General features: G+C 38.9%; 19 protein-coding genes. 10 read left to right on the top strand and 9 right to left on the bottom strand.

What is annotated here, in order from left to right:
- Window positions 1-56: 56 nt before the first annotated feature.
- Together RT138_RS15800 and RT138_RS15795 are read right to left on the bottom strand one after the other, a co-directional pair.
- Window positions 57-1,019: a hypothetical protein gene (locus tag RT138_RS15800; protein WP_313191436.1), complete on the bottom strand. Its 963-nt coding sequence runs from the start codon at window positions 1,017-1,019 to the stop codon at window positions 57-59.
- A gap of 6 nt (window positions 1,020-1,025) precedes the next feature.
- On the bottom strand, window positions 1,026-2,585 hold the full coding sequence (locus RT138_RS15795) for an OmpA family protein (RefSeq protein WP_313191435.1): 1,560 nt from the start codon (window positions 2,583-2,585) through the stop codon (window positions 1,026-1,028).
- Here RT138_RS15795 and RT138_RS15790 point away from each other — a divergent pair.
- Genes RT138_RS15790 through RT138_RS15780 form a run of 3 tightly spaced genes read left to right on the top strand, consistent with a single transcriptional unit; the run spans window position 2,566 to window position 5,371 of the window.
- Window positions 2,566-3,450, top strand: coding sequence for a hypothetical protein (locus tag RT138_RS15790; protein ID WP_313191434.1), 885 nt, complete (start codon window positions 2,566-2,568; stop codon window positions 3,448-3,450). The genes RT138_RS15795 and RT138_RS15790 overlap by 20 nt on opposite strands.
- A gap of 5 nt (window positions 3,451-3,455) precedes the next feature.
- Window positions 3,456-4,769, top strand: coding sequence for a hypothetical protein (locus RT138_RS15785; protein ID WP_313191433.1), 1,314 nt, complete (start codon window positions 3,456-3,458; stop codon window positions 4,767-4,769).
- A 29-nt stretch (window positions 4,770-4,798) separates the two neighbouring features.
- Window positions 4,799-5,371, top strand: a complete 573-nt coding sequence (locus tag RT138_RS15780) for a hypothetical protein (protein WP_313191432.1) — start codon at window positions 4,799-4,801, stop codon at window positions 5,369-5,371.
- 275 nt (window positions 5,372-5,646) lie between these two features.
- On the opposite strand, the gene argC is transcribed toward RT138_RS15780, so the two are convergent.
- From argC to RT138_RS15765, 3 genes are all read right to left on the bottom strand, one after another.
- Window positions 5,647-6,666, bottom strand: coding sequence for an N-acetyl-gamma-glutamyl-phosphate reductase (gene argC, locus RT138_RS15775; RefSeq protein ID WP_313191431.1), 1,020 nt, complete (start codon window positions 6,664-6,666; stop codon window positions 5,647-5,649).
- A gap of 96 nt (window positions 6,667-6,762) precedes the next feature.
- Window positions 6,763-7,950 (bottom strand): argininosuccinate synthase, encoded by a 1,188-nt coding sequence (gene argG, locus RT138_RS15770; RefSeq protein ID WP_185213358.1) that lies wholly within the window; start codon window positions 7,948-7,950, stop codon window positions 6,763-6,765.
- Window positions 7,951-7,991: 41 nt separating this feature from the next.
- On the bottom strand, window positions 7,992-8,708 hold the full coding sequence (locus tag RT138_RS15765; RefSeq protein WP_185213357.1) for a GNAT family N-acetyltransferase: 717 nt from the start codon (window positions 8,706-8,708) through the stop codon (window positions 7,992-7,994).
- A 506-nt stretch (window positions 8,709-9,214) separates the two neighbouring features.
- On the opposite strand from RT138_RS15765, the gene RT138_RS15760 reads away from it, so the two are divergent.
- Window positions 9,215-9,463, top strand: coding sequence for a hypothetical protein (locus tag RT138_RS15760; protein ID WP_185213356.1), 249 nt, complete (start codon window positions 9,215-9,217; stop codon window positions 9,461-9,463).
- A gap of 73 nt (window positions 9,464-9,536) precedes the next feature.
- Here RT138_RS15760 and RT138_RS15755 read toward each other — a convergent pair whose 3' ends face one another.
- Complete coding sequence (locus RT138_RS15755; protein ID WP_313191430.1) at window positions 9,537-11,693, bottom strand: S9 family peptidase; 2,157 nt, start codon at window positions 11,691-11,693, stop codon at window positions 9,537-9,539.
- 124 nt (window positions 11,694-11,817) lie between these two features.
- Between RT138_RS15755 and RT138_RS15750 the strand changes: the two genes are divergently transcribed.
- The 4 genes from RT138_RS15750 to RT138_RS15735 all read left to right on the top strand — a co-directional run bounded on the left by RT138_RS15750 (window position 11,818) and on the right by RT138_RS15735 (window position 17,008).
- Window positions 11,818-13,443, top strand: a complete 1,626-nt coding sequence (locus tag RT138_RS15750) for a S8 family peptidase (protein ID WP_313191429.1) — start codon at window positions 11,818-11,820, stop codon at window positions 13,441-13,443.
- 352 nt (window positions 13,444-13,795) lie between these two features.
- Window positions 13,796-14,458: an endonuclease III gene (gene nth, locus RT138_RS15745; protein WP_313191428.1), complete on the top strand. Its 663-nt coding sequence runs from the start codon at window positions 13,796-13,798 to the stop codon at window positions 14,456-14,458.
- A gap of 138 nt (window positions 14,459-14,596) precedes the next feature.
- Window positions 14,597-15,622: a recombinase RecA gene (recA, locus tag RT138_RS15740; protein WP_185213351.1), complete on the top strand. Its 1,026-nt coding sequence runs from the start codon at window positions 14,597-14,599 to the stop codon at window positions 15,620-15,622.
- Window positions 15,623-15,820: 198 nt separating this feature from the next.
- Window positions 15,821-17,008 carry a metallophosphoesterase gene (locus RT138_RS15735; RefSeq protein WP_313191427.1) on the top strand — a complete coding sequence of 396 codons (1,188 nt, stop codon included), beginning with the start codon at window positions 15,821-15,823 and terminating at the stop codon, window positions 17,006-17,008.
- 125 nt (window positions 17,009-17,133) lie between these two features.
- Here RT138_RS15735 and RT138_RS15730 read toward each other — a convergent pair whose 3' ends face one another.
- Together RT138_RS15730 and RT138_RS15725 are read right to left on the bottom strand one after the other, a co-directional pair.
- On the bottom strand, window positions 17,134-17,832 hold the full coding sequence (locus tag RT138_RS15730) for an ABC transporter ATP-binding protein (protein ID WP_313191426.1): 699 nt from the start codon (window positions 17,830-17,832) through the stop codon (window positions 17,134-17,136).
- 25 nt (window positions 17,833-17,857) lie between these two features.
- Complete coding sequence (locus RT138_RS15725; RefSeq protein ID WP_313191425.1) at window positions 17,858-19,336, bottom strand: DUF5687 family protein; 1,479 nt, start codon at window positions 19,334-19,336, stop codon at window positions 17,858-17,860.
- A gap of 206 nt (window positions 19,337-19,542) precedes the next feature.
- On the opposite strand from RT138_RS15725, the gene RT138_RS15720 reads away from it, so the two are divergent.
- Both RT138_RS15720 and RT138_RS15715 read left to right on the top strand, forming a co-directional pair.
- The gene (locus RT138_RS15720) at window positions 19,543-19,692 is read left to right on the top strand and encodes a hypothetical protein (RefSeq protein WP_313191424.1); all 150 of its coding nucleotides are present in this window, start codon (window positions 19,543-19,545) and stop codon (window positions 19,690-19,692) included.
- Window positions 19,693-19,902: 210 nt separating this feature from the next.
- Window positions 19,903-20,562, top strand: coding sequence for a hypothetical protein (locus RT138_RS15715; RefSeq protein WP_313191423.1), 660 nt, complete (start codon window positions 19,903-19,905; stop codon window positions 20,560-20,562).
- Here RT138_RS15715 and pruA read toward each other — a convergent pair.
- Window positions 20,557-22,194 carry an L-glutamate gamma-semialdehyde dehydrogenase gene (gene pruA, locus RT138_RS15710; RefSeq protein ID WP_185213346.1) on the bottom strand — a complete coding sequence of 546 codons (1,638 nt, stop codon included), beginning with the start codon at window positions 22,192-22,194 and terminating at the stop codon, window positions 20,557-20,559. The genes RT138_RS15715 and pruA overlap by 6 nt on opposite strands.
- Window positions 22,195-23,249 lie beyond the last annotated feature (1,055 nt).

Raw genomic sequence — 23,249 nt, 5'->3', positions numbered from 1 at the left:
TCATGGTATAATTGGCTGTTTCTCAGACACAAAATTAGTGAGTAGAAATTGAAATTTTATTGATTTCCAACAATTTGAAAATTATTATAGGTAGCAATATGAAAATTTAACTGTTCCTTACTCCATAGTGTGTTTTGAGCAATATTCAATGCCAAATCCGTGTTTACTATATGCTCTTGGATATGCTCCATGATATGGGTTGAAAGGTCGTCAAAAACAGTAAATCCATTTTGGGGTTTTCGTAGTGGGATAAGGGCTTTGTACAACCTTATAGCCTCTTCCAATCGATCTTGTTTTGCCTTCCAATCCAAATAAACCTTCGCATAATTCTGTTTCAGCAATAAGTACCGTTTTCCATCATATCTGATCTGCAGCTCAATGGCTTTCTTTGGGTTTTCCATTTCCATAATAATGCTCGGCTCCTGCTTATGAAACACCCAAACCTTAGGAATAGCATCCAGTTCTTCCCTAAGAGAAGATTCTAATTCCATTAAATTATCGGCATAAAGTGTTGGCAAATCAGAAAGATTATTATCATTACTTTTTAGACTTCCTAGCAACTGCTCAATCGCCTTGACTTGGGCTACACTAATACCAGAATTTTCAAAGTTTATCCAAGAGTAGCTATTACTACTTATGGGACCCCTTTTTTTTATGGCAATCCTAAAAGCCACAATTTGAGAAGCTTCAGATAGTCCCAACCTATGGGTTGCCACTTGTTCCCTTAAATTCTTTTCAGCAAGAGTCATATTCCCATTCAGATTATTGCTTTCAAATTTGGGTATAAGGTCAGCATAAAATAGGTCCAAAGTTTCGTTAATTGCCGCTAGAAGTTTGTTCTTATGTGCCTCGACCAATTCATTATGTGGATGCTGGCTTGCTGTCAAATCAATATCAGGATTTAAAACCAATTGGCTTTCCCAATGATTTATTACGGTCATAGGATCCTTTTCTTGAGAAAAGATCATTTCTGCTCCAAGCCCAAATAAGAAAAATGGCAATAAAATAATAGTTTTCATAGATTACTAGAACTTAATAAATTCAACCCTTCTATTTTTTGCTCTTCCAGCTGAAGTAGCATTATCCTCTATCGGACTTCCTTCGCCTGCACCACTTGTCCTTAACCTAGATCCAGCTATTTTATGCTTTTCTTCTAAATAGTTTTTCACTGATTCTGCCCTTTGGTTTGATAATGTCAGATTCTTTTGTTCATCCCCCTCACTGTCAGTGTGTCCCTTTATCTCTATATTCAGACTTGGATTATCAATAAATATTTTGGCAATAGCATCGATTGTTCCTACACTTTCTGGTTTAATATTCGATGAATTGCTGTCAAATAAAATTCCCTGCGTCACGATCTTGCCTTCTGTCAAAAATTTAGACCTTAGATCTGCCATAGCATCTGCAACCATAACATTACTAATGTAGTAACCAACTTGCTCATCCTGATAGGCAGATCCTTCTACATTAAAGCCCAAATGGTCAAAGACAACGCCCTGTGGAATGGCAACTGGAATATCATATATCTTTTCCTCATTCAGCCAGACCCTAATTCTTTGCCCTTGATTCCAGATGGCAATATGAATTGGTTTGCCGTAAAATGAATCTAGCTTCCGATAACCCTTTTCTTCATTCTGAAAAAACAAACTCCCTTCCTTATTTACTTTTAGGGAGATGTTGGAACTGCCTTCCTCTCCTGGAAGTATTTCAATGATCAATTCCCCCTTGGAATTATTGTTCACCAAATAATCTTTGACATTATTCTTTCCATTCAGTGCCAGCAAATTCAGTTGCAACCCCGGGAAGCGATAACTATTTCCCCCTTTATCAAAATTTAGGATCAAATCAAATTCTATCGTATGGTTTACGGGCAATGAACTGATCATTGGTGATACAAATTTTGAAGATTGATACAAGCGAAGCCATTTATTAGTATTGTTTTTTACATTTACAGCTTCTCCTCTATTATTGGTTGACCATTTCAAGGGGAATTCTCCAATAACATCTTCAGAAAAATCATCCGAAAAACGGATTTGGCTCCCTCTTTCGAAATCATACTTTGAGTAGCTTTGAAAACTTGAATGAGCCTTTGCGGCTTGTTCCGTCTCTCCGATACCTTTTTCCTTATTGCTTGCCTTATTCTCTGACTTTGCCCCTTTGTTCTTTACGGCTTCATTCTTGACAGCTTCAGTCCCTTTTTGCTCTGCTTTATCTATCCCCTTGTCAATACCTTCTTCAATCTTCTGCTCTACTTTGTTCTTCACCTTATCCTTAATTCGATTCAGGATAGATTGACCGTTGCTTATGGTCATTGTTGCCATAAGGCCTACTATTATTACTGATGTCTTTACCATAATATTAAATTTTAACAAAGCTACCAGCGAATAAGCGACACTTTTTCGATACCTGCACGGATATAAAGAAATACGTAGTTCTACGGAAAAGATAGCAAGGGCAGCCAATTTCAGTACATCTACGGAGATATAAATTTCAGGTCTGCTACTTAAAAAATGGGGAATGATTAGGCTCAAATTTGTTCCATAAATTTTAATGAAACCAAAAATCATGAAAAACAATAAAACCACAATTTACCTGGCAAGCCTTCTCTTGATCCTTTCTAGTTGTAAACAGGATCAAGTTGTCGAGCCAACACCTCCCAAAAAAGGATGTACCCTTTCTGTCCTGAAACAATTCGATGGATTCGATTTAAGTACCCTAGGAGGAAACCTTTATAAGGAATCTCAACTATCCTACGAGAACAAAAACCTAAAAGAAGTAATAAACTTCACACGAGGGACAAAAGACCTCATTCGACGTGTAGCGACCATAGATGGATTGGTTAAATCAGTTTCTTTTTATGATTCAAATGAAATCCTTAAAATCAGGTATTCATTTAATTATGCAGCAAATAGCAAAAGGATTGAAAGCGCTGAGGTTCGTTATGACAATATCTCTCCTGCAGTGACTGAAGGCTATTTGTTTACTTACAACCAAGAAAATAAAGTTTCTGAACTGAAATTGTACTCAAACAATCTATTCTTGGAAAAGATCAAATATTTCTATTCCATTGATCAGGGCAAACAAGTCATCAAAACCGAGACCTATGAAGTCAGTACTGCAAATCCTAACCATCACTATTTATCTTCTAAAGATGAGTATCATTATGACGACAAGCATACTGGTGAAATCCACCCTGCTTTTGCCATCAACCTGTACCATCAAACAAGGTTAGATTTACTTCTTCCTGACAGTAGAAATAACATCATCAATTACTACCACTATCACAATACTGCTGAAGTAAATGAAGTACCTGTGCTCAAGTTATCCCAAAGTGTCAGTTTCGATCGAACAATAACCTACAATAAAGAAGAGTACCCAATAAAAATCGTTGAAAACAGATTAAATGGCTACAAGTTAGAGTATGGATTAACCTATAGTGATTGTAAATAATTATCATGAAAAATCATCTAAAAACTGGATTAAAAACCGCAATTATCTTTCATCTTATCCTTGTATTTTCAAGTGTCCTGGCCTGTGAACGGAACGATCTAAGGTTAGAAGAAGAAGAACCTTTTAAAGATACTGTCAAATATGAAAGGCCTATCGGAGAGGCGATAGGTGAACCTGTATTTGAATTCATCGGTCCTGAAGGAGGATCCATACAAAGTACAGATGGTAAAGTAAAAATATTATTCCCTGAAGGTGCCCTGCTCGAGGAACAGGAAATTGGTATCCAGCCGCTTGAAAACAGCAGCCCTGGCGGTAGCGGCTTTTCATATCGCTTTACACCAGAAATTATCGAATTACAAAAAGAGGTAACCATTACCTTCAACTTAGAGGGACAAAGCCAACAGGCCCTCTTATCCAAAACCTTAGAAATTGCGTATCAAAATGAAGCTGGAATCTGGATATGTCCAGGAAAGAATGAAACTGACCTAAACAAAAAGGAATTACGCGTCCTGACAGACCACTTTAGTGATTGGTCAATGATCGAAACCATGCAATTAACACCAAATTTGGCAACCATAGGACTCAGTGAGTCGCTTGATTTGGCAGCTATTCAAAATGTACATCCCGTAGACGGAGACCTTTTGGTCCCCTTAGTGCAACCAACAAATGCCGGAACTCCTATACCATTAAGCCAAACCTATATTAAAAATTGGAAGTTGGACGGCCCAGGAAAACTGGTCGTGAATGGACATAAAGCAAAGTATTTTGCACCTTCTTCCAAACCCACTAAAAATATTGCCACAGTTTCCGTAGAACTAAATGTTAGAGGGCATCAAGTGATTTTAATAAGTGAAATCCACATCATTGAGGATGGCATTATGATTAGTTTAGATGGAGGCGAATGGAGAACATACTTGGGTGCTGCAGGTAATGTCCCTGGAACTAACTTCCATAGCATGAACAACATTGTAGCCAGTAGCACGGACCCTCAAATTACTTTCTTATGGCCTACATCGGCCTTGTCAAGGACAGAAAAAAGATACACATGGTCCATGTTCAATGAAGCTGATCAGCAAGTAACCTTTGCCTATTTTACCCCAGGTCTAAGCCATGTTTACTCTTCCGTATATAAAGATGACCAAGATTTCAAGGATAGTCCTGGATATTTTACGGTCAAAGAAACGGAAGAAAAAGGCAAAAAATATATATCAGGAATCTTCGTCATCGAAAGCTCCGGCTATTTCAGGTCGGCAATAACAAATGAACAGGTGCGAATAGGAAGCGTTAGAGGGATCTACCGAGTACCAAGGGGTTGGTAATTATCAAATTAGAATTATATAAATAGATTATGAAAACTATGTATTATTTATTGGCAATATGTGCATCGATATTATTATCATGTAAAAAAACAAATATTGAAGAGGAAAAGCCTGTTCCTCAGGATAAGCCAGCAACAGAGACCCCTTCCGAATTAAAAAATGGTCTTTGGTTCTGGGGTGGTTTAGGCCCTATATCTTATTATGATAGAGACGGGCATCAATTAGGAAGTGATTGGGAAGCCGCTCGGGAATATTATTTTACGGAACAAAATAAAAAAGGAAAACTGGAATTCTATCAATATTTAGGTACTAGAAGTGCCTCAAATTGTGTCACTGAGATATTCACAAAAAAAACTGGAACAACAGTTTTCGAAGGAAATAAATTCACTTTTCACCCTATATCCGGAACATTTACAACGGTAAAAAAAGGTTGCAGCACGAATGGAACTACAACAAGAAACGCAGAACCAAAAGATTTACAACCAGACACATGGCTATGGAAAATCAAGGATTTTGAGGAAGTAAAACGCCTATATATCTATGATATCAAAGATACCGGAATGGATGACCCTGTTTTCGTCTATAAGTTTGTAGGACTATAAATCAGTAACATCTCTAAAATAATTAAGGTTAAGTTGTTTTATTATATCTTTTATACAGTTAATATGTGTTGTTAGTGAATGTGGGCTTGTACAAGATCTGTGCAAGCCCTTCTATATTTTATGTGGTCGAATATGAGTATTTCAATTTGAGTATTGAGATACCACCTGTGTTATCTCCTAAACCACTTTTAACTATATTTGATGAAAATGAGATAAGTATAAAAACGGTCAACCCCATTTAGGGATGGACATGTCTCACATCTCATATCTCCTCACTAAAAGCCCACCGACTTCAGGTTCAATCCCGCTCTTTCATCCAATCCAAACATCAGGTTCATATTCTGTACAGCTTGTCCGGAAGCACCCTTCAATAGGTTGTCAGTGATATTCAGGATCAACAGCTTATTTCCATGTTTCTCCAGATGGATGATGCTCTTATTGGTATTGACCACCTGTTTGATATCAATATTAGCCCTAGATACATGGGTAAAAGGATGCGAGGCATAATAAGCCTCATAAAGCTCATAAGCTTCCTCTTCCGAAAGACCTGAATCTACATAGATGGCAGAAAAGATACCCCTAGGGAATGCTCCACGTTGAGGGATAAAATTAATTTTTTGGGCAGCTCTTTCAAGCAGGGATCCATCTCCTGCTGGAAGGAACCCATCCTGCAATTGATTGAGCGACTCCGATATCTCTTGTAAGTGCTGATGCTCAAATGACTTATAAGCCGAAAGGTTATTGCTTCTCCAGGAGAAATGCGACGTCGCAGAAGGTTTTTGACCAGCACCGGTCGATCCTGTTGTTGCATTCACATGGATTTGGTCGCCCAACAATCCTTTGCTCGCCAAAGGCAATAATGCCAATTGGATGTTTGTGGCAAAACAGCCCGGATTAGCAATATATTGCGCCGAAACAATCTCAGATTTATTTAGTTCAGGCAAGCCGTAGATAAAATTCTTACCTTGGTATTCCGTATTTGCCTTTAGCCTATAATCCTGAGAAAGGTCAATGATCTTCACGGAAGGATCGATAGGATGGGCATCTAAAAACTTGCGTGCATCGCCATGTCCTACACATAAAAACAGAACATCAATATCAGAATGAAAATCTGAAGAGAACGTTAAGTCTGTATCTCCAAACAAATCATTATGAACGTCAGAAAGTTTATTGCCTGCATTGGAAGCACTGTTAGCAAATATTATATCCACGTTCGGGTGATAGATCAATACCCGAAGCAATTCTCCTCCGGTATAGCCTGCCGACCCTACAATTCCTACTTTAATTTTTTCCATTATGATAAATAATCAGTCAAAATAAAACAAAAAACCAAGGTGCCTAGACAGCTACCTTGGTTTGCAAAAAGATTTTCAATATTTGAAGAAAGGCGATTAGCCTTTGTTATTTACTTTGTGCCAAATGATGGTTTGGTTACCGAAGATTTTCGAGAAACCTTTCACATCATCACCAGTGTAGCCTTTGTTCATTTCACCGTATGAACCAAACTTGTTGGACATCAAATCATGCTCAGACTCAATTCCCAAGATCACAAATCGGTATGGGTGAAGCTCGATAAATACGCGGCCTGAAACAGTATCCTGTGAACTTTGAAGGAAAGCCTCCATATCACGCATTACAGGATCATGCATTTGACCTTCATGCATATAGTTACCATAGAAACCTGCTAATTGATCTTTCCAAGAAAGTTGCCATTTGGTCAAGGTATGTTTTTCCAAAGCATGGTGCGCTTTGATCAGGATAATTGGGCCTGCAGCCTCAAAACCGACGCGACCTTTAATACCGATGATGGTATCACCAACATGGATATCACGTCCGATTCCATAAGGTTGTGCAATCGCTTGCAACTCTTGGATAACCTTAACAGGACTCATTTTCTCACCATCTAAAGCAACTGGTTGACCGTTTTCAAAGTCAACAGTAATCTTACGAGGTTCTGTAGAAGTTACAGGAGTTGGCCAGGCAGATTCTGGAAGGTATTCATTCGAAGTAAGCGTCTCAGCACCTCCTACGGAAGTTCCCCATAATCCTTTATTGATGGAGTATTTTGCTTTATCAGCAGAGTATTCAACACCATGTGAATTTAAATAATCAATTTCCGCCTCACGTGATAACTGCAGATCACGGATTGGCGTAATGATCTCCACCCCTGGAATCAAGGTCTGGAAGATCATATCAAAACGTACCTGATCATTCCCTGCGCCAGTAGAACCATGCGCAACACACTCTGCGCCGATTTTCTTCGCATAGTTTGCTATAGCTGTAGCTTGGCAAACACGCTCGGCTGACACGGAAAGTGGATAGGTAGCATTTTTCAAGACATTACCAAAAATCAAGTACTTGATGGTATCTTGGTAGTAATCTTCAGTTTCATCAATAGTAGTATGCGACTTCACACCTAGATCATAGGCCTTCTTTTCGATATTCTTTAATTCTTCCTCTGAAAAACCTCCGGTATTTACTACTACGGAGTGAACTTCTAATCCTAAGTCACGAGACAGATAGATACAACAGAAGGAAGTATCCAACCCACCACTAAATGCTAAAACTACTTTTTTCATTTGATAACGATTAATATGCTGATGATAACAAAAATAACAAATTAAAAACCTTTAACAGGTCTAATCCCTACGGGAATTACCGCAGCGACCATTTTTTTAGTCGACCTCCAAAGTTTTGCTTCAATTCTCTTCAATAGAGATTGCTTTTTGGAAATACGGTCAAGACGTTCCTTAGCCTCGGCCTTACGAAGGATCTTTTCCTTCAGCTCTTTTTCTTTTTCAACCGGGTCCCATAACATCGCAGTACACATGCAGTTCTTACGATCTTTAGAGACCAAGATATCAAAGTTCACACAGGACTGGCACCCTTTCCAGAATTCCTCATCTTGAGTTAATTCAGAATAGGTAACCGGCTCATAGCCTAGGTCTGAATTGATTTTCATGACAGCCAAACCTGTAGTCAGGCCGAAAATCTTGGCATTCGGATACTTCTCCCTTGACAGATCAAACACGCGCTTCTTGATTGCTTTTGCCAAACCTACTTTACGAAAGAGCGGATTGACAATTAAACCAGAGTTCGCCACATAATCACCATGGCTCCAAGTCTCAATATAACAGAAACCGGCCCAAGTCCCATCCTTATGTAAAGCAATAACAGCCTTACCTTCCTCCATCTTGCGCGCTACGTATTCTGGTTTTCTGCGTGCAATACCCGTCCCACGAGCCTTTGCAGACTCGAACATTTCATTACAGACTTCATCGGCATACTTAACATGGTTTGCCGTCGCGGGAATAATTAAAAAATCTGAGATTGTCATTGAATAATGTCGACCTAAAAAATAAATACCAAAGTATTTGAACTAACTAATCTAATTTGAATATCAATCACCGAGCTGGGCGAATGACAATATATGGGAAGTTTGCCTGCCTCGGTATCAAGCTCGAGGCAGAATAGGTCGTCGGAATCGAAGAACTGGACAATTAAATCTACGCATTGCATAATATGCCCTTATACTAAGCTTGATGCAAGCTTGAGCGAAAGAGTTCATATATAACTTGTTACAATACATATATTTTTGCCTTTGATGCTTAGTGATCAGACAGCGCAAAAGTAAACAATTATTTTTTTCTTTTATGCAATCTGAAAGTAGTTTTTTTATTTATAAAATAAATACGTCCCAAATTCATTGAAAACCTTTCAATCAGACTTTCCAATTATTGAAACGTTTAAAATCTTTCATTGTTTTGTAAGATTTCAATTCAAAATGAAGCATTTGCATCGATATATAAATAAATCCTTAATTTTGCATCAAATTAAAAAATCATGGTTGGTCCAAGTATCTTTTTTTACGCCCTATTCGTTATCCCCTACATCCTTTTCATGTATTGGTTGGTAAAGCAAGACAAAAAGAAATATATGTGGGGAGTAATAGTCGTAACAGTAGTTGCCATTTTTGGCCTGGTCGTTTCTCAACGTGCAAGCAAGATCGCAATGGAAAACTACAAGCAGCATCAAATCGATGCCCGCGAAATTGAAGCAGAAAACAAAGCCGATAGCTTAAATCACAAATAAGAAATTTTTGTAATCATAGAAAAAGGGCAATAGAATCATCTATTGCCCTTTCTTGTATCTTTCTCTTTTCCTCTTATTTGGTTATTCCCTCCAACTTAAATAGGAATGCATAACTCAGTGCAACATCTTTTAAGTAATCAAACCTGCCCGATGCTCCACCATGTCCATAATCCATATCAGTTTTCAAAAGGATAACATTGTTACCTTTCTTGGTTGCGCGCAATTTCGCCACCCATTTTGCAGGCTCAAAATACTGCACCTGACTATCATGGAGACCAGTGGTAACCAATAGGTTTGGATATTCCTTCGCCTCAATGTTTTCATATGGAGAATATGATTTCATATAATCGTATGCTTCTTTATTGTTGGGATTCCCCCACTCATCATATTCATTCGTCGTCAATGGAATGCTTTCATCCAACATGGTGTTCACTACATCGACAAATGGAACCTGGGCAATCACGCCATTCCAGATTTCTGGCGACATATTGATCACGGCACCCATCAACAATCCGCCGGCACTTCCGCCTTGGGCATAAAGATGCTCCGTGGCAGTAAATTTCTGATCGATCAAGTACTTGCCACAGTCAATAAAATCGGTGAACGTATTCTTCTTTTTCATCATTTTCCCATCCTCATACCACTGTCTTCCCATTTCCTCACCACCACGAATATGCGCTAATGCATAGATAAACCCTCGGTCCAATAGAGACAATCTCGAAGAACTGAAGCTTGGATCCATGGAGTTACCATAGGAACCGTATGCATACAACAACAATGGAGCAGTACCATCTTTCTTGGTGCCCTTCTTATAGACGATAGAAATTGGAACTTCTGTACCATCTGTAGACTTGGCCATTACACGCTCCGTCACATAGTTCTTCATATCATAACCGCCAAGAACCTCTTGTTGCTTCATCAAGGTCTTTTCTTTGGTCTTCATATTATAATCAAATGTAGAGGATGGAGTGACCATGGAAGTATATCCATATCGTAATACGTCGGTATTGTATTCTGCATTGGTACTCGGATAAACTGTATAGGCAGCTTCACCAAAATCAAGGTAATGCTGAGAATTATCCTTTAGGTTCCTGATGGCCAATTGCGTCAATCCATTTTTCCTTTCTGATATGGCTACATAATCCGCAAACTCATCGATCCCCTGCACCAAAACATCCTTTCTATGTGGGATATATTCCTTCCAGTTTTCTTTAGACGTTTTATCCAATGGTGTTTCCATCACCTTAAAGTTCTGTGCATTATCGTTGGTAACAATTAAAAACTTATCTGCCAATGGTGTTACATCATAAAGGACATCCTTCATTCTGGCTTGGAAAACCTTGAACTCCGCATTGGGCTCATCAGCTTTAATGTACCTGGTCTCCGAACTTAAGGTACCACCTGAATAGATAAAGATGTATTGATCGTTCTTGGACTTGCTTACCCCGATATAGTTGGTATTATCCTTTTCCTCATAAACCACTGCATCCGATGCAGCATCGGTACCCAAGGCATGACGCTTTATTTTTTCACTCAATAAGGTCACAGGGTTTTTGGAAGTGTAGAAGATCGTTTTATTATCTGATGCCCAAACAGCACCTCCAGAAGTCCTGACAATTTTATCAGCTAAAAGCTCTCCTGTTTCCAGGTTCTTAAACTGAATGACGTACTCTCTTCTGGAAACCGTGTCTACCGAAAAGGCAAGCAGTTTATTGTCCGGACTCACCGTCGCACCACCAATGGCATAATAGGCAAATCCTTCAGCCATCTTATCCACATCCAACAATACTTCTTCTTTGGCATCTAGGCTCCCTTTTTTGCGGCATAGCTTAAAGTATTGCTTCCCCTCTTCCGTTCTTTGATAATAGTAATACCCGTTTCTCAAATATGGGACACTTTCATCGGTTTCCTTGATCCGACCCTTCATTTCCTTGAAAAGGATATCCTGAAAAGATTCCGTATCCTTCATCATGGCCTCTGTATATTTATTCTCTGCTTCCAGATAAGCCACAACCTTCGAAGAATCTGGTCCTTTTTTGAAATAATCAATCATCCAATAATAAGGGTCAGCGACCGTATCTCCGTGGATTATTCTTACATGGGCTATTTCTTCGGCAATAGGTGCCGTTGCGTCGGGCCAACTCAGTGGCTCTTTCTGTATTTTGTTATCTGATGAACAGGATGATATCATGATTGACAATATTAAACCAATTACATATTTATCTTTCATACTATTTAGTTAATAATGGTTAATGAATGCTTAAAAATAAGATAAAATTTTTGTGATTTTAGATTAATTAACAAAAGCATCTAGTTGAAAATATTAAATTTGTCGAATTATAATCTATAAAAATATGATAGGAACAAATAAATTTCTGTGCTATTTAGCTTTAGGAATTCTTCCAACCCTTGGATTTAGCCAAGATAAGACTGCAACTCCCCCAGCAAACTGGTATAATCTTGACTTTCAAAAAGACGGTGTCATGGGTATCAGTACTGAAAAAGCCCAAGAACTTTTAAAAGGCAAAAAAGCAACCCCTGTTGTTGTGGCTGTACTAGATGGTGGTGTGGATATTCAACACGAAGATTTAAAGGATGTATTATGGACCAATCCAAAGGAAATCCCTGGGAATGGCAAAGATGATGATGGCAATGGCTATATCGATGATGTACATGGATGGAACTTTATTGGCGGTAAAGATGGATTGAATGTTAATCAAGATAACTTAGAAGTAACCCGTCTTATCCGTATCTACGAACCTAAATACATTTCCGTATTACCAAGTACGCCTCTTTCTGAAAAGGAAAGAAGAGAGTTCGTGGCCTACCAAAAAATGATCACAGACTATACTTCTAAAATGGAAGAAGCTTCATTCGGCAAGTTGAACTATGGCCGTCTTAAAAATGAAGTAGATGCTGTAGTGAAAAAAATCGGCAAAGCCCCTAAAGATATTACCAAAGCAGATCTGGAAGCATTCCAAGCGGAAGGGGACCAGCAAAAGATGGCCATTAGGATCGCAAAGAAAGAACTTGACAATGGTTCATTCGAGAAATTCTACACGGACATAGAGGATGCTGTAAAATACTTTACCGATCAGGTCGATTCCCATTTAAACAAAGAGTTTGATCCTAGAGACGTTGTAGGCGACGACTATGAAGACGCTTCCCAACGCATTTATGGAAACCCAGATGTAAAAGGTCCAGATGCTGAACACGGAACCCATGTTGCTGGTATCATCGGTGCTAAACGCAATAACAACAAAGGTGTCAACGGTGTTGCGGATCATGTACAGATCATGGCTGTTCGTCTGGTTCCTAATGGTGATGAACGCGACAAGGATGTGGCCAATGGTATCCGCTATGCTGTGGATAATGGAGCAAGGGTAATTAACATGAGTTTCGGAAAAGGCTATGCTTACAATAAAAAAGCAGTGGACGAAGCCATTAAATATGCTGAATCTAAAGATGTATTACTTGTTCATGCAGCTGGTAATGATGCTCAGGATAATGATATAGAGAAAAACTACCCGACCAAATATTTTACCGATAGCGTAGATGCTGTTGTTGGTGAAGCCAAGAACTGGATCACCGTTGGTGCAACAGGCCTGAAACAGGATGCTGATCTATTAGCGAACTTCTCAAACTATGGTTACCGCAGCGTGGATGTTTTTGCGCCAGGAGTAAAAATTAACTCAACGATCCCTGAGTCTAAATATAAAGAGAACCAAGGTACGAGTATGGCAGCACCTGTTGTTGCAGGTTTAGCTGCAATGATCCGTGCCTATTACCCTTCATTGACTGCCGAGCAAGTTAAAGAGGTCATTATGAAGAGCGTAACTAAGGTGGATCAAAAAGTTAAGATCAAAAAAGATGGTAACACGAAACGCGTGTATTTGGATGAAATCAGCGTAAGTGGAGGTATTGTGAATGCCTATAATGCTATTGTAGAGGCTAATAAATTAGTTTCAGAAAAAAAGTAAAAAAATGTTAAATTTTTCACAATATTGCTAAGTATCTTGCGTTTAGATAGAAAACAAGATGCTTATGGTCGAAAACTCTACTAAAACAAAAGAAGTAAATTACGAAGGTCAACTTTCAGGTATCATTCAAGACGTTAATCTTGAATTATCATTCGAGGAAAAAATCAAAAGTTGCATACAACAGTTGTCTAAAGATCCAGAAGACAGAACTATAGAAAATATCCTCAACTATTCTAAGACCTTACGTAACTTATAATAACGAAGCCATTCTAAGAAAGAGTGGCTTCGTCATTTATACCCTATTCCCTCAACAAAGCTTAAATCTTCCCTAGAAATATTATTATCTTTGTTTATGCTGATAAAAGAACGTTACAAGGCTTTTGTTGAATATTTTTCTACCCACAATCCTGACGCACAAACGGAACTGAATTATGGCAATCCATTTGAATTGCTCATTGCGGTTATTCTTTCTGCTCAATGTACGGACAAAAGGATAAATCAGGTGACCCCTGCCCTCTTTGAACGATACCCCGATCCTGAATCCTTAGCGGCTAGCTCCCCTGATGAGGTATTCACTTATATCAGATCGGTAAGCTATCCCAACAACAAAGCGAAACACTTGGTTGGTATGGCTCAAAAACTCCTCAGTGAATTCCAGGGGGAAATTCCGGAGAAGGTCGAAGACTTGGTCAAACTTCCCGGTGTCGGCCGCAAAACAGCCAATGTGATTTCTTCTGTGGTATTCCATAACCCGGCCATGGCTGTAGATACACATGTGTTCCGGGTGGCCGACCGAATAGGATTGACCAATAAGGCAACAACCCCACTGGCAGCAGAAAAACAATTGGTCAAACATTTACCTAAAGATACCATTGCCATGGCACATCATTGGCTAATCTTACATGGTCGATATATATGCCTGGCAAGATCACCAAAATGCGACATTTGCCCCATCTCCTATTTTTGCAGGTATTTTGAACGGAATAAAAAGGCAAAATTGGTTAACAAAGATTAAATCCTTCTTTAAAATCTAGCTTAAAACAACAGAAAACAAACATCTTGAACATATTAAAACAAAATAACTAACTTTTTTAGCATTTTATTTGTAGAATTCAATATTATAAATTATTTTTGACAACGTTATACTAAAAATATGAGCAACTCAGACAAACTAAAAGCCTTACAGCTTACATTAGATAAATTAGAAAAGAACTACGGAAAAGGTACCATCATGAAATTAGGTGATACAGCTGTTGAACCTATCGAGGCTATCTCTACAGGTTCATTAGGCTTAGATATCGCTTTAGGTATTGGTGGAGTTCCAAAAGGACGTATCATCGAGATCTATGGTCCAGAATCTTCTGGTAAGACTACTTTAGCCACTCATATTGTAGCAGAAGCACAGAAAAAAGGTGGTATCGCAGCAATCATTGATGCGGAACACGCTTTCGATAAATATTATGCACAAAAGCTAGGGGTTGATATCGAGAACCTTTTGATCTCTCAACCAGACAATGGTGAGCAAGCATTGGAAATTGCAGATAACTTGATCCGCTCCGGAGCTATCGACGTTATCGTGATTGACTCCGTTGCAGCTTTGGTTCCAAAAGGCGAGATTGAAGGTGAAATGGGTGAATCCAAAATGGGTCTTCAGGCTCGTTTAATGTCTCAGGCTTTACGTAAGTTGACCGGTACCATTTCTAAGACCAACTGTTGTTGTATCTTCATCAACCAATTACGCGAGAAAATCGGTGTGATGTTTGGTAACCCTGAAACGACTACTGGTGGTAATGCATTGAAATTCTATGCTTCCGTACGTTTGGATATCCGTCGTACTTCACAGATCAAAGATTCTGATGAGGTATCTGGTAACCGCGTAAAAGTGAAGATCGTGAAAAATAAAGTTGCCCCTCCTTTCCGTATCGCTGAATTTGACATTATGTTTGGTGAAGGTATCTCCAAAGTTGGTGAGATCATTGACCTAGGTGTGGAATACGGAATCGTTAAAAAATCAGGTTCATGGTTCAGCTATGGTGACACGAAATTGGGACAAGGTCGTGATGCCGTGAAAACCTTACTGTTAGACAATCCAGATTTAATGGATGAACTTGAACACAAAATCAGAGCTGAAGTAAGTGGTCAGGATCTTGATCAAGCCGCTATCAGGGAAGAAGATTAATTAGAATCATTTTTTACAAAACTCCTCTAGGTTTCAAATTAATAGGAGGACATATTGAAACAGCAGCTCATCTGAGCTGCTGTTTTTTTATGGATAAAAATCCGCTATTGTAAAATTAGTCCTACATCATCATTTACCTATCCAATGCTAGGATGTTTTTTATAAATTTATAGAGACAAAATCTAACCTCAATCTAGCATGAACTTTAATAGAAGAAATTTCCTGAAAGGATTAGGATTAATTGGTTTAGGAGCCAGTACCCCTGCCTATGCAGAAAAGCTGATCCCCAATCAGAACGAAGCCTTTTCGCTCGCCTGTCCACCCTACTTACAGAACCTGAATGCCGAGACTGTAACCATCTGCGCGATATTCAACAAACCATGCCTAGCCTGGGTTGAAGTCCTAGATGCCAATAACAAGACCGTCAAATCCATTTATCAGGTAGAGGACGGAATGCGAAACGCAAATACCGACCTTTTCAAATTCAAGGTAAACCATATGAACGGCCAGTTGAAATACAAGGTGGTAGGCAAGGAAATCACTAAATTCGAACCCTATAAAATTGAATATGCTGGCACCATTCAATCGGAACCTTTTGAGATTTCTGTTCCCCTACCCAAACAGGATAGCATACAATGCTTGATCCTGAATGACATCCATGAGGATAAAGACAGCTATGCTTTCCTTTTTGATAAGAGTAAATTGGCAAAAAAGGATTTGGTATTCCTAAATGGCGACTCCTTCCATTATGTGAGCAACCAAGCTGACCTGACCGAAAAACTATTGAAGCCTGTTGGAAACAAATTTGCCAGTACCACCCCTTTCCTCATGATACGAGGTAACCATGAAACTAGAGGAAGCTTCGCCAGAGACTACAAAAAATATTTTGATTACCCAGAAAACAAGTTCTACCAAGCATTCCGCATGGGGCCAATCTATTGGATCATTCTGGACAGTGGAGAGGATAAACCTGATGACCATGAAGTATATGCCGGCACGGTGGATTACGATAATTACCGATTGGAACAAAAGGAATGGTTATCCAAAGTGTTGCACTCCAAAGAACGTAAGGAAGCAAAACATACCCTTGTCGTGACCCATATCCCCTTCCATCATTCGGATGACTGGCATGGAACCAAACATAACTTTGAATGTTTCCACGATATATTGAATGACAATAAGGTAGATGCCGTAATTTCAGGACATACACATAAATACAGTTTCCATCCACCCGATAATTCCCATAATTATTATGTGATAATTGGCGGTGGTCCAAAAGCAGGAAATAGAACCTATGTGGACATCACAGCCCAAGGAAAAGTCCTTCAGGTCTCCTTGAACCTTGATGATGGAAGCACCATCAATAGATTTTCAAAAAATGGATAAGCGCTCTTTTGAGCTAGCTATCAAATAAAAAATCCCAGATTGGAGAATAGCTAAAAGCCATCTCCAATCTGAGATTCTTACTTATATTCTGCTTGGCCATAAACATAGCTTAGCCATCAAGCTTATTATTCAACTGCAAAGAATGTATTCAACTCGGCCAGTGTTTCCTCCGTTTTGATACCATCTTTAACGATCAAGCCCATGCTCAACGCAATGATCCGATCTGCAGTTTCAACCGTATGGGAAAGGTCATGACTGGAAATCAACAGCGTTACATCCTTATTTTCCCTTATTTTAGCAATCAGTTTTTTTAACCTAAACTGTGTAGTAGGATCAAGATTTGCAAAGGGTTCATCCAAAATAATCAATTCAGGATTTCCAATGAGTGTCCCGACAATACCAACCTTTTTTTGGTTACCCTTGGAAAGATCGCGCACATAAACCTTCTTATTCAAAACTTCACCATTAAAAAACTCTGCATACTCCGCTAAAAGCGCATCTACATCACTTTTGTTCATCCCTCGTAATTCACCCAGAAAATAGAAATATTCTTCAGGGGTAAGGTATCCAATCAGGAAGCTATCATCAATAAAGGCGGTGGTAAATTTCTTCCAGCCATCTTGTCCATGGACTGGTATATCATTCAACAATATCTCGCCTGAATCCGGTTGGATCAGATCCAAAATCAAACTAAACAAAGTTGTTTTCCCAGCTCCATTGTTTCCGACCAATCCTATGCTCTCCCCTTTTCTAATATGTAAACTCGGGATATTCAAAACCCGAACTCCATGATAGCTTTTTATTATATCTTTTATCTCGATCATTTATTTTCAATTTCAAAGCCTACAATTAATTATTAACCTCCTTAAACCCTATCAACATTTTGTACTTGTTATCTTCGTACTTTTTAGCGATCCTATTTAATATTTCATTCCGTAAAGCAAATCCAATTAAGCCAATGACAATGAGCGTAATATTGGCTACGTTGATGCCTCCTGCATAATAGACACTTGCCCAAATGATAATTGGTGCAATCAGTAAAGGTATACCGACCAACCATTGAGCTGCACCGGTACCTTGATAGTTAAAGATATTGCCATTGTCCAGATCGATCCTCTTCTTGTTCATGCTGCCAAAATATAGGATAACAGGAACGTTGACTCCTAAATTATAGACTGCACAGGCTATATTAACCCAAACAATCATCCATCCAAAGTAAAGGTATCCTGTACTCAACACGGTCATGATCGCAATGGAGAGATACATCAGCATCGCTTTAGATTCCAAATAAAGTTTGATGGGCATATTTTGAGTCATCAACATGGCAAAATAGGTACTATCCCAAGCCGGAACAAATTGACCAAAATTGATCACAAATATTCCCGTAATAAAAATACCCACAAAGACTAAAGTGGTTGGGTTCCCTTCCTTTTGTGGATAGAAAAGTAGGCCATAGAGGCAAAATATCAAACAAGAGTAAATTACTGTCCTCGCTCTTTTTGACCTCCAGATCAATTTCATATCCAACTGAAGAAAAGGAGCCAATTCTCCAAAACGGTTCGTCCATGAAAGATCATAGTTTTTGACTACCGACCTTTCTTTTTGCAGATAAGCATCCAAAAACAAATTCTTTTTCACATCATGATAGAGCAGAAAATAACTCAATACCGCTAAGACTACCGCAGCTAAACATAAAGCTGGAAATTCTAAAACCAGATTGAAATACTGTCCAAATAATCCTGAAATGGAATATATTTCGAAATAATCCAAGCCAAATATGATTGCGAGTAAGGCAAAAATTGGAAGGGCCTTCAGAACCCCATTATCGAAGTTCTGCTGTACATAGAGATTCAGGTAGTTAACGACATATTCAAATCCCACCACGGCAATGCACCAAGCTAACAATTGAAAATTCGTGAAATCAGTTACCCTTGCGGCAATGATCAAATAGGGAACAACAACGGCCAACAACATCCAATTCCAAAATGAATTAGATGATTTCAAGAGCGTATAATTTACAATGTTACTCCGTGGTATATTTAAGACCAACAAGGGCTTGACATTTTGAATGGGAAGCTTTTGCATCATCAACCGTATCAAGAAACTCAAAAAGAACCAATACAGCAGAAATTTACCCACGAAATAGATCGGTACCTCATTCGGGAACAATTCACTGAGCAAAAAATGTAAGGAAACTCCAAAAGTTACCGCAGAGCCTAGAAAATAAATCCCTAGGAAAGCCAGAAGAAGCCTGACGGACAAACTTCTCCCCAGATCAGCCGACCTAAAAAAAGATCTCCATTCCAATAAAAACAATCTTTTAAACATATACGCAGCTCTAATTGATGATCAGTTTAATAATGGTAAGAAACACAGTGTTGTAACAGCTGTTTTCCCTCCTTCAAAATAAGAAAATTTATGGAAGGACAGAAAAAAAGTTAAACCAGATTGGAAGGGGCTGAGGATGGTTTGAACAAGGATGCCCTCCGACACAGCGCAGTGTACGGGATTAGAGGATCGACCATGATCAGGACATGAACCAGGATACCAAGGATGAGAGGATCGACCAAGATTATGGCAAGAACCAGGATCCATGGGATAGGAGGATCGACCAAGATCGTAACTCATGCCCACTTGAAGGGTTTCCAATTTTCGTAGGCGTACAGTTGTCAGTCTTCGATTGACGAGGACAGGACTTTTTGTTGGAAAACCGTACAGATTCTTCACTGATCATTCAAAATCGGATGTTTCCGAGAGGGATTCAGAGCGTAGCGAAGAATCTATTTTTTATTTTTTTTCGGATTTGGTCATTCAGAAATCGTAAGATGAGGAAACTATTTTTTATTAAGCTCGCCCAATAAAGAGGATTTTTAGAAAAATATTTCACCCCCGCTGTGGGTTCTCCATGGGGAACCCCTTGGATCTACAAAGATTTCACCCCTTCATGGGGTTCCCAAATTTACAAACATCAATCCTTCCGCAGGAAGTCCTTTAGCCCCTGGCTCATTTCCAATGGCGGAAAAAGGGAACGAATGCCGTGGCCCTGTGCGATGGGATTGGGCTTGGATGCTTTCAAGAAATTCTCCAATCTAAAGGGAGAATTTAGAAGAACGGCATCCTCGACATCAAGGCATTCTTTTCATGTGCGATGGATGGTGCGAAAACCCATCTTAAATGAGCCGAAGCGTTACGGATTCGAGTTGTTTATGGTATCCGTGAGCTCCTTCGTCGGTTTTGGTTACTTTTGGGCTTCAAAAGTAATGAAGAGAATTGGTATCCCTGAGCTCCTTCGTCGGTTTGATTACTTTTGCGCTCCAAAAGTAATGAAGAGAATTGGTATCCCTGAGCTCCTTCGTCGGTTTGATTACTTTTGCGCTCCAAAAGTAACGAAGAATCTAAAGTTTGTTTTCTTTCTTAAATTAATGACATTGCCCGCTAGGGGTTGTATTTTGGAATGTAGCTTCGACAGTTATCGGAACCGAAGGGCAGCACAAAAAAAAAGGAGCCACCTTTTCAGAGAGCTCCTCATGACTTATTTTAATAATATTCTATAATTCCTCAGATAAGAAAGGATAACGGTAATCTACATCTGGATTAAAGGTTTCCTTAATCGTTCTTGGAGATACCCAACGCAATAGGTTGATCATAGATCCTGCTTTATCGTTGGTACCTGATCCTCTTGCTCCGCCAAATGGTTGTTGTCCAACCACGGCACCTGTACATTTATCATTGATATAGAAGTTACCAGCTGCATTACGTAAGTAATGAGTTGCTTCTTCGATTGCATAACGATCTTGAGAGATAATGGAACCTGTCAATGCGTAGATTGAAGTAGTATCAACCAATTTCAAGGTTTCAGCCCATTTCTTATCGTCATAAACATAAATTGTCAATACCGGACCGAATAATTCTTCTGACATGGTTTCGTAATCAGCTTTCTCCGCAACGATAACCGTAGGGTTAATGAAGTAACCTTTAGATTTGTCGTACTCACCACCGATTACAACCTCTGCATCTTTAGACTCTTTTGCTCTATCGATATATTTTGTGATCTTATCAAAAGCTTTCTCATCAATAACCGCATTGATAAAGTTGCTGAAATCTTCCGTTCCACCAATTTTGAAGGTTTTGATATCACGCTCCATTTTTTCTTTAAGCTCTTTCCAAAGAGATTTAGGAACGTAAGCACGTGAAGCAGCTGAACATTTCTGTCCTTGGAACTCAAAAGCACCACGAACCAATGCTGTATTCAATACATCTAAATCAGCAGATGGGTGAGCTAAGATAAAGTCCTTACCACCAGTTTCACCTACGATACGAGGGTATGTTTTGTAAAGGTGGATGTTTTCACCAATTGTTTTCCAGATATCTTGGAATACACCGGTTGAACCTGTAAAGTGGATACCAGCGAAATCAGGGTGTTTGAAGATTACATCACCTGCATCAGGTCCTGAAACATATACCAAGTTGATCACACCAGCAGGAACGCCAGCTTCTCTGAAGATCTCCATCAACACATTCGCTGAATAGATCTGTGTATTTGCTGGTTTCCAAACCACCACATTACCCATCATCGCAGCACTTGTAGGTAAATTACCTGCAATAGCTGTAAAGTTGAACGGAGTCAATGCAAATACGAATCCTTCAAGAGGACGTTGCTCTACTCTGTTCCATACATTTTTAGGGTTGATTGGAGGTTGTTGTTGGTAGATTTCACTCATGTACTTCACATTGAAGCGCAAGAAATCTGCGATCTCACATGCTGAATCGATTTCTGCTTGGTACGGGTTTTTTGACTGTCCAAGCATGGTAGCAGCATTCAATTTATAACGATATTTTGTGGAGATCAACTCTGCAGCTTTCAAGAAAATTGCAGCTCTCTGTTCCCATGGAAGATTTTCCCAATCGTTTTTAGCAGCTAAAGCAGCATCGATTGCCTCTTTAACATTCTCTTTCGTACCTTGATTAAAATAACCTAGCACATGTTTGTGGTCATGTGGAGGTGTAATTTTCACTTTCTTACTGGTGCGAACTTCCTCGCCTCCAATGTACATCGGGATATCTATTTCTGTTGCTCTTGCAGCAGCAATAGCTTCTTTTAATAAACTTCTTTCTTTAGTTCCAGGAGCGTATGAGTAAACGGGCTCATTCGTTGGCGTAGGAACTGTAAAAAAACCTTTCAACATAATTAAAAATTATTTTTTTTGATTCATAAAAATACTCAAAACCGGACGGACGATCCGTCCAAAAAATTCCAATAAGATCAATAGAACGATAAATTTTCCCCTCTAAGACTTCCATCAGAATTATTCTTACGAAGATACTCAATTGAGAAACGGAATGAACAACATATCTGAACCGATAATAAACATATTTTGTCCATTTTTATTTAGTTCTTATCAAAGATACAAAATAAATGTTTACTTAAATTAACCCATAAAGGCATTAAATCCGTCCAAACAGCATCATTTTAAGCATATTAGGACCATCAGGCCATAATATATATTTATAATCATCAACTTCGCATTCCTTAGCTATTTGAGCCATTCATTTGCTCGATTAACAATTATCTATTTCTTTTGTTCAGCTCGTTAAAAAATTTAACATAACGAGGACAAAAGGGGTTTAGAAATAATAAATAGACAGAGTTAAAATTTCATTTCCATAAAAACCATAAACTCTGGTTTCATTCGAGGCATATTCGAGAAACATTCGAAGGACAATGCAGAATGCTCCGAATATCAGTGGAGGATTATATTAAACATTTTGCAATTTTTCGGAATGTGTCTCGAATGAGGTCAAGTCCTCCTAAGAATAAAAATTTTGAATTGGAATTTATTAGAAGCTTTTATTTTTTGATTACATCCCTATAGGGGTTCCATTATTTTAGCTGGCATGGCACGTTAGCCTGAAAGTCGCGCAAAACCGATGTTCGATTAATCGAACATCGGTTTTGCATTAGCCCTATACTGTTCAATTTCCTTCATGCTAAAATAATTCATCCCCGCTGGGGATGTATGGCAGGTAGAAATATCTTATGGTAAATAAATATGGGCCTGAAAGGTTATTAACACAGTTCTATCAAACGTGTCATTGGTACGAAGGAAGGATCTCGGAATTTTACAGACATAATCAATTACGGATGCCTTTAGCGTGCAGGCTCTCAATCTTCGCCCCCCCTAGCTGTCGTCCTGACGAAGGAAGGATCTCGGAATTTTACAGACATAATCAATTACGGATG

Source organism: Sphingobacterium sp., from assembly GCF_032065005.1.
Classification (GTDB): Bacteria; Bacteroidota; Bacteroidia; order Sphingobacteriales; family Sphingobacteriaceae; genus Sphingobacterium.
The sequence above is the reverse complement of the archived record's forward strand: the minus strand, read 5'-3'. Positions and strand labels throughout refer to the sequence as shown.

Coding starts and splice junctions, on each gene's coding strand:
- nth (WP_313191428.1), top strand. CDS start 13,796: ATGCTGATAAAAGAACGTTACAAGGCTTTTGTTGAATATTTTTCTACC.
- pruA (WP_185213346.1), bottom strand. CDS start 22,194: ATGTTGAAAGGTTTTTTTACAGTTCCTACGCCAACGAATGAGCCCGTT.
- RT138_RS15785 (WP_313191433.1), top strand. CDS start 3,456: ATGAAAAATCATCTAAAAACTGGATTAAAAACCGCAATTATCTTTCAT.
- RT138_RS15790 (WP_313191434.1), top strand. CDS start 2,566: ATGAAAAACAATAAAACCACAATTTACCTGGCAAGCCTTCTCTTGATC.
- RT138_RS15735 (WP_313191427.1), top strand. CDS start 15,821: ATGAACTTTAATAGAAGAAATTTCCTGAAAGGATTAGGATTAATTGGT.
- RT138_RS15755 (WP_313191430.1), bottom strand. CDS start 11,693: ATGAAAGATAAATATGTAATTGGTTTAATATTGTCAATCATGATATCA.
- recA (WP_185213351.1), top strand. CDS start 14,597: ATGAGCAACTCAGACAAACTAAAAGCCTTACAGCTTACATTAGATAAA.
- RT138_RS15800 (WP_313191436.1), bottom strand. CDS start 1,019: ATGAAAACTATTATTTTATTGCCATTTTTCTTATTTGGGCTTGGAGCA.
- RT138_RS15730 (WP_313191426.1), bottom strand. CDS start 17,832: ATGATCGAGATAAAAGATATAATAAAAAGCTATCATGGAGTTCGGGTT.
- RT138_RS15750 (WP_313191429.1), top strand. CDS start 11,818: ATGATAGGAACAAATAAATTTCTGTGCTATTTAGCTTTAGGAATTCTT.
- argC (WP_313191431.1), bottom strand. CDS start 6,666: ATGGAAAAAATTAAAGTAGGAATTGTAGGGTCGGCAGGCTATACCGGA.
- RT138_RS15780 (WP_313191432.1), top strand. CDS start 4,799: ATGAAAACTATGTATTATTTATTGGCAATATGTGCATCGATATTATTA.
- argG (WP_185213358.1), bottom strand. CDS start 7,950: ATGAAAAAAGTAGTTTTAGCATTTAGTGGTGGGTTGGATACTTCCTTC.
- RT138_RS15725 (WP_313191425.1), bottom strand. CDS start 19,336: ATGTTTAAAAGATTGTTTTTATTGGAATGGAGATCTTTTTTTAGGTCG.
- RT138_RS15765 (WP_185213357.1), bottom strand. CDS start 8,708: ATGACAATCTCAGATTTTTTAATTATTCCCGCGACGGCAAACCATGTT.
- RT138_RS15760 (WP_185213356.1), top strand. CDS start 9,215: ATGGTTGGTCCAAGTATCTTTTTTTACGCCCTATTCGTTATCCCCTAC.
- RT138_RS15720 (WP_313191424.1), top strand. CDS start 19,543: ATGAACCAGGATACCAAGGATGAGAGGATCGACCAAGATTATGGCAAG.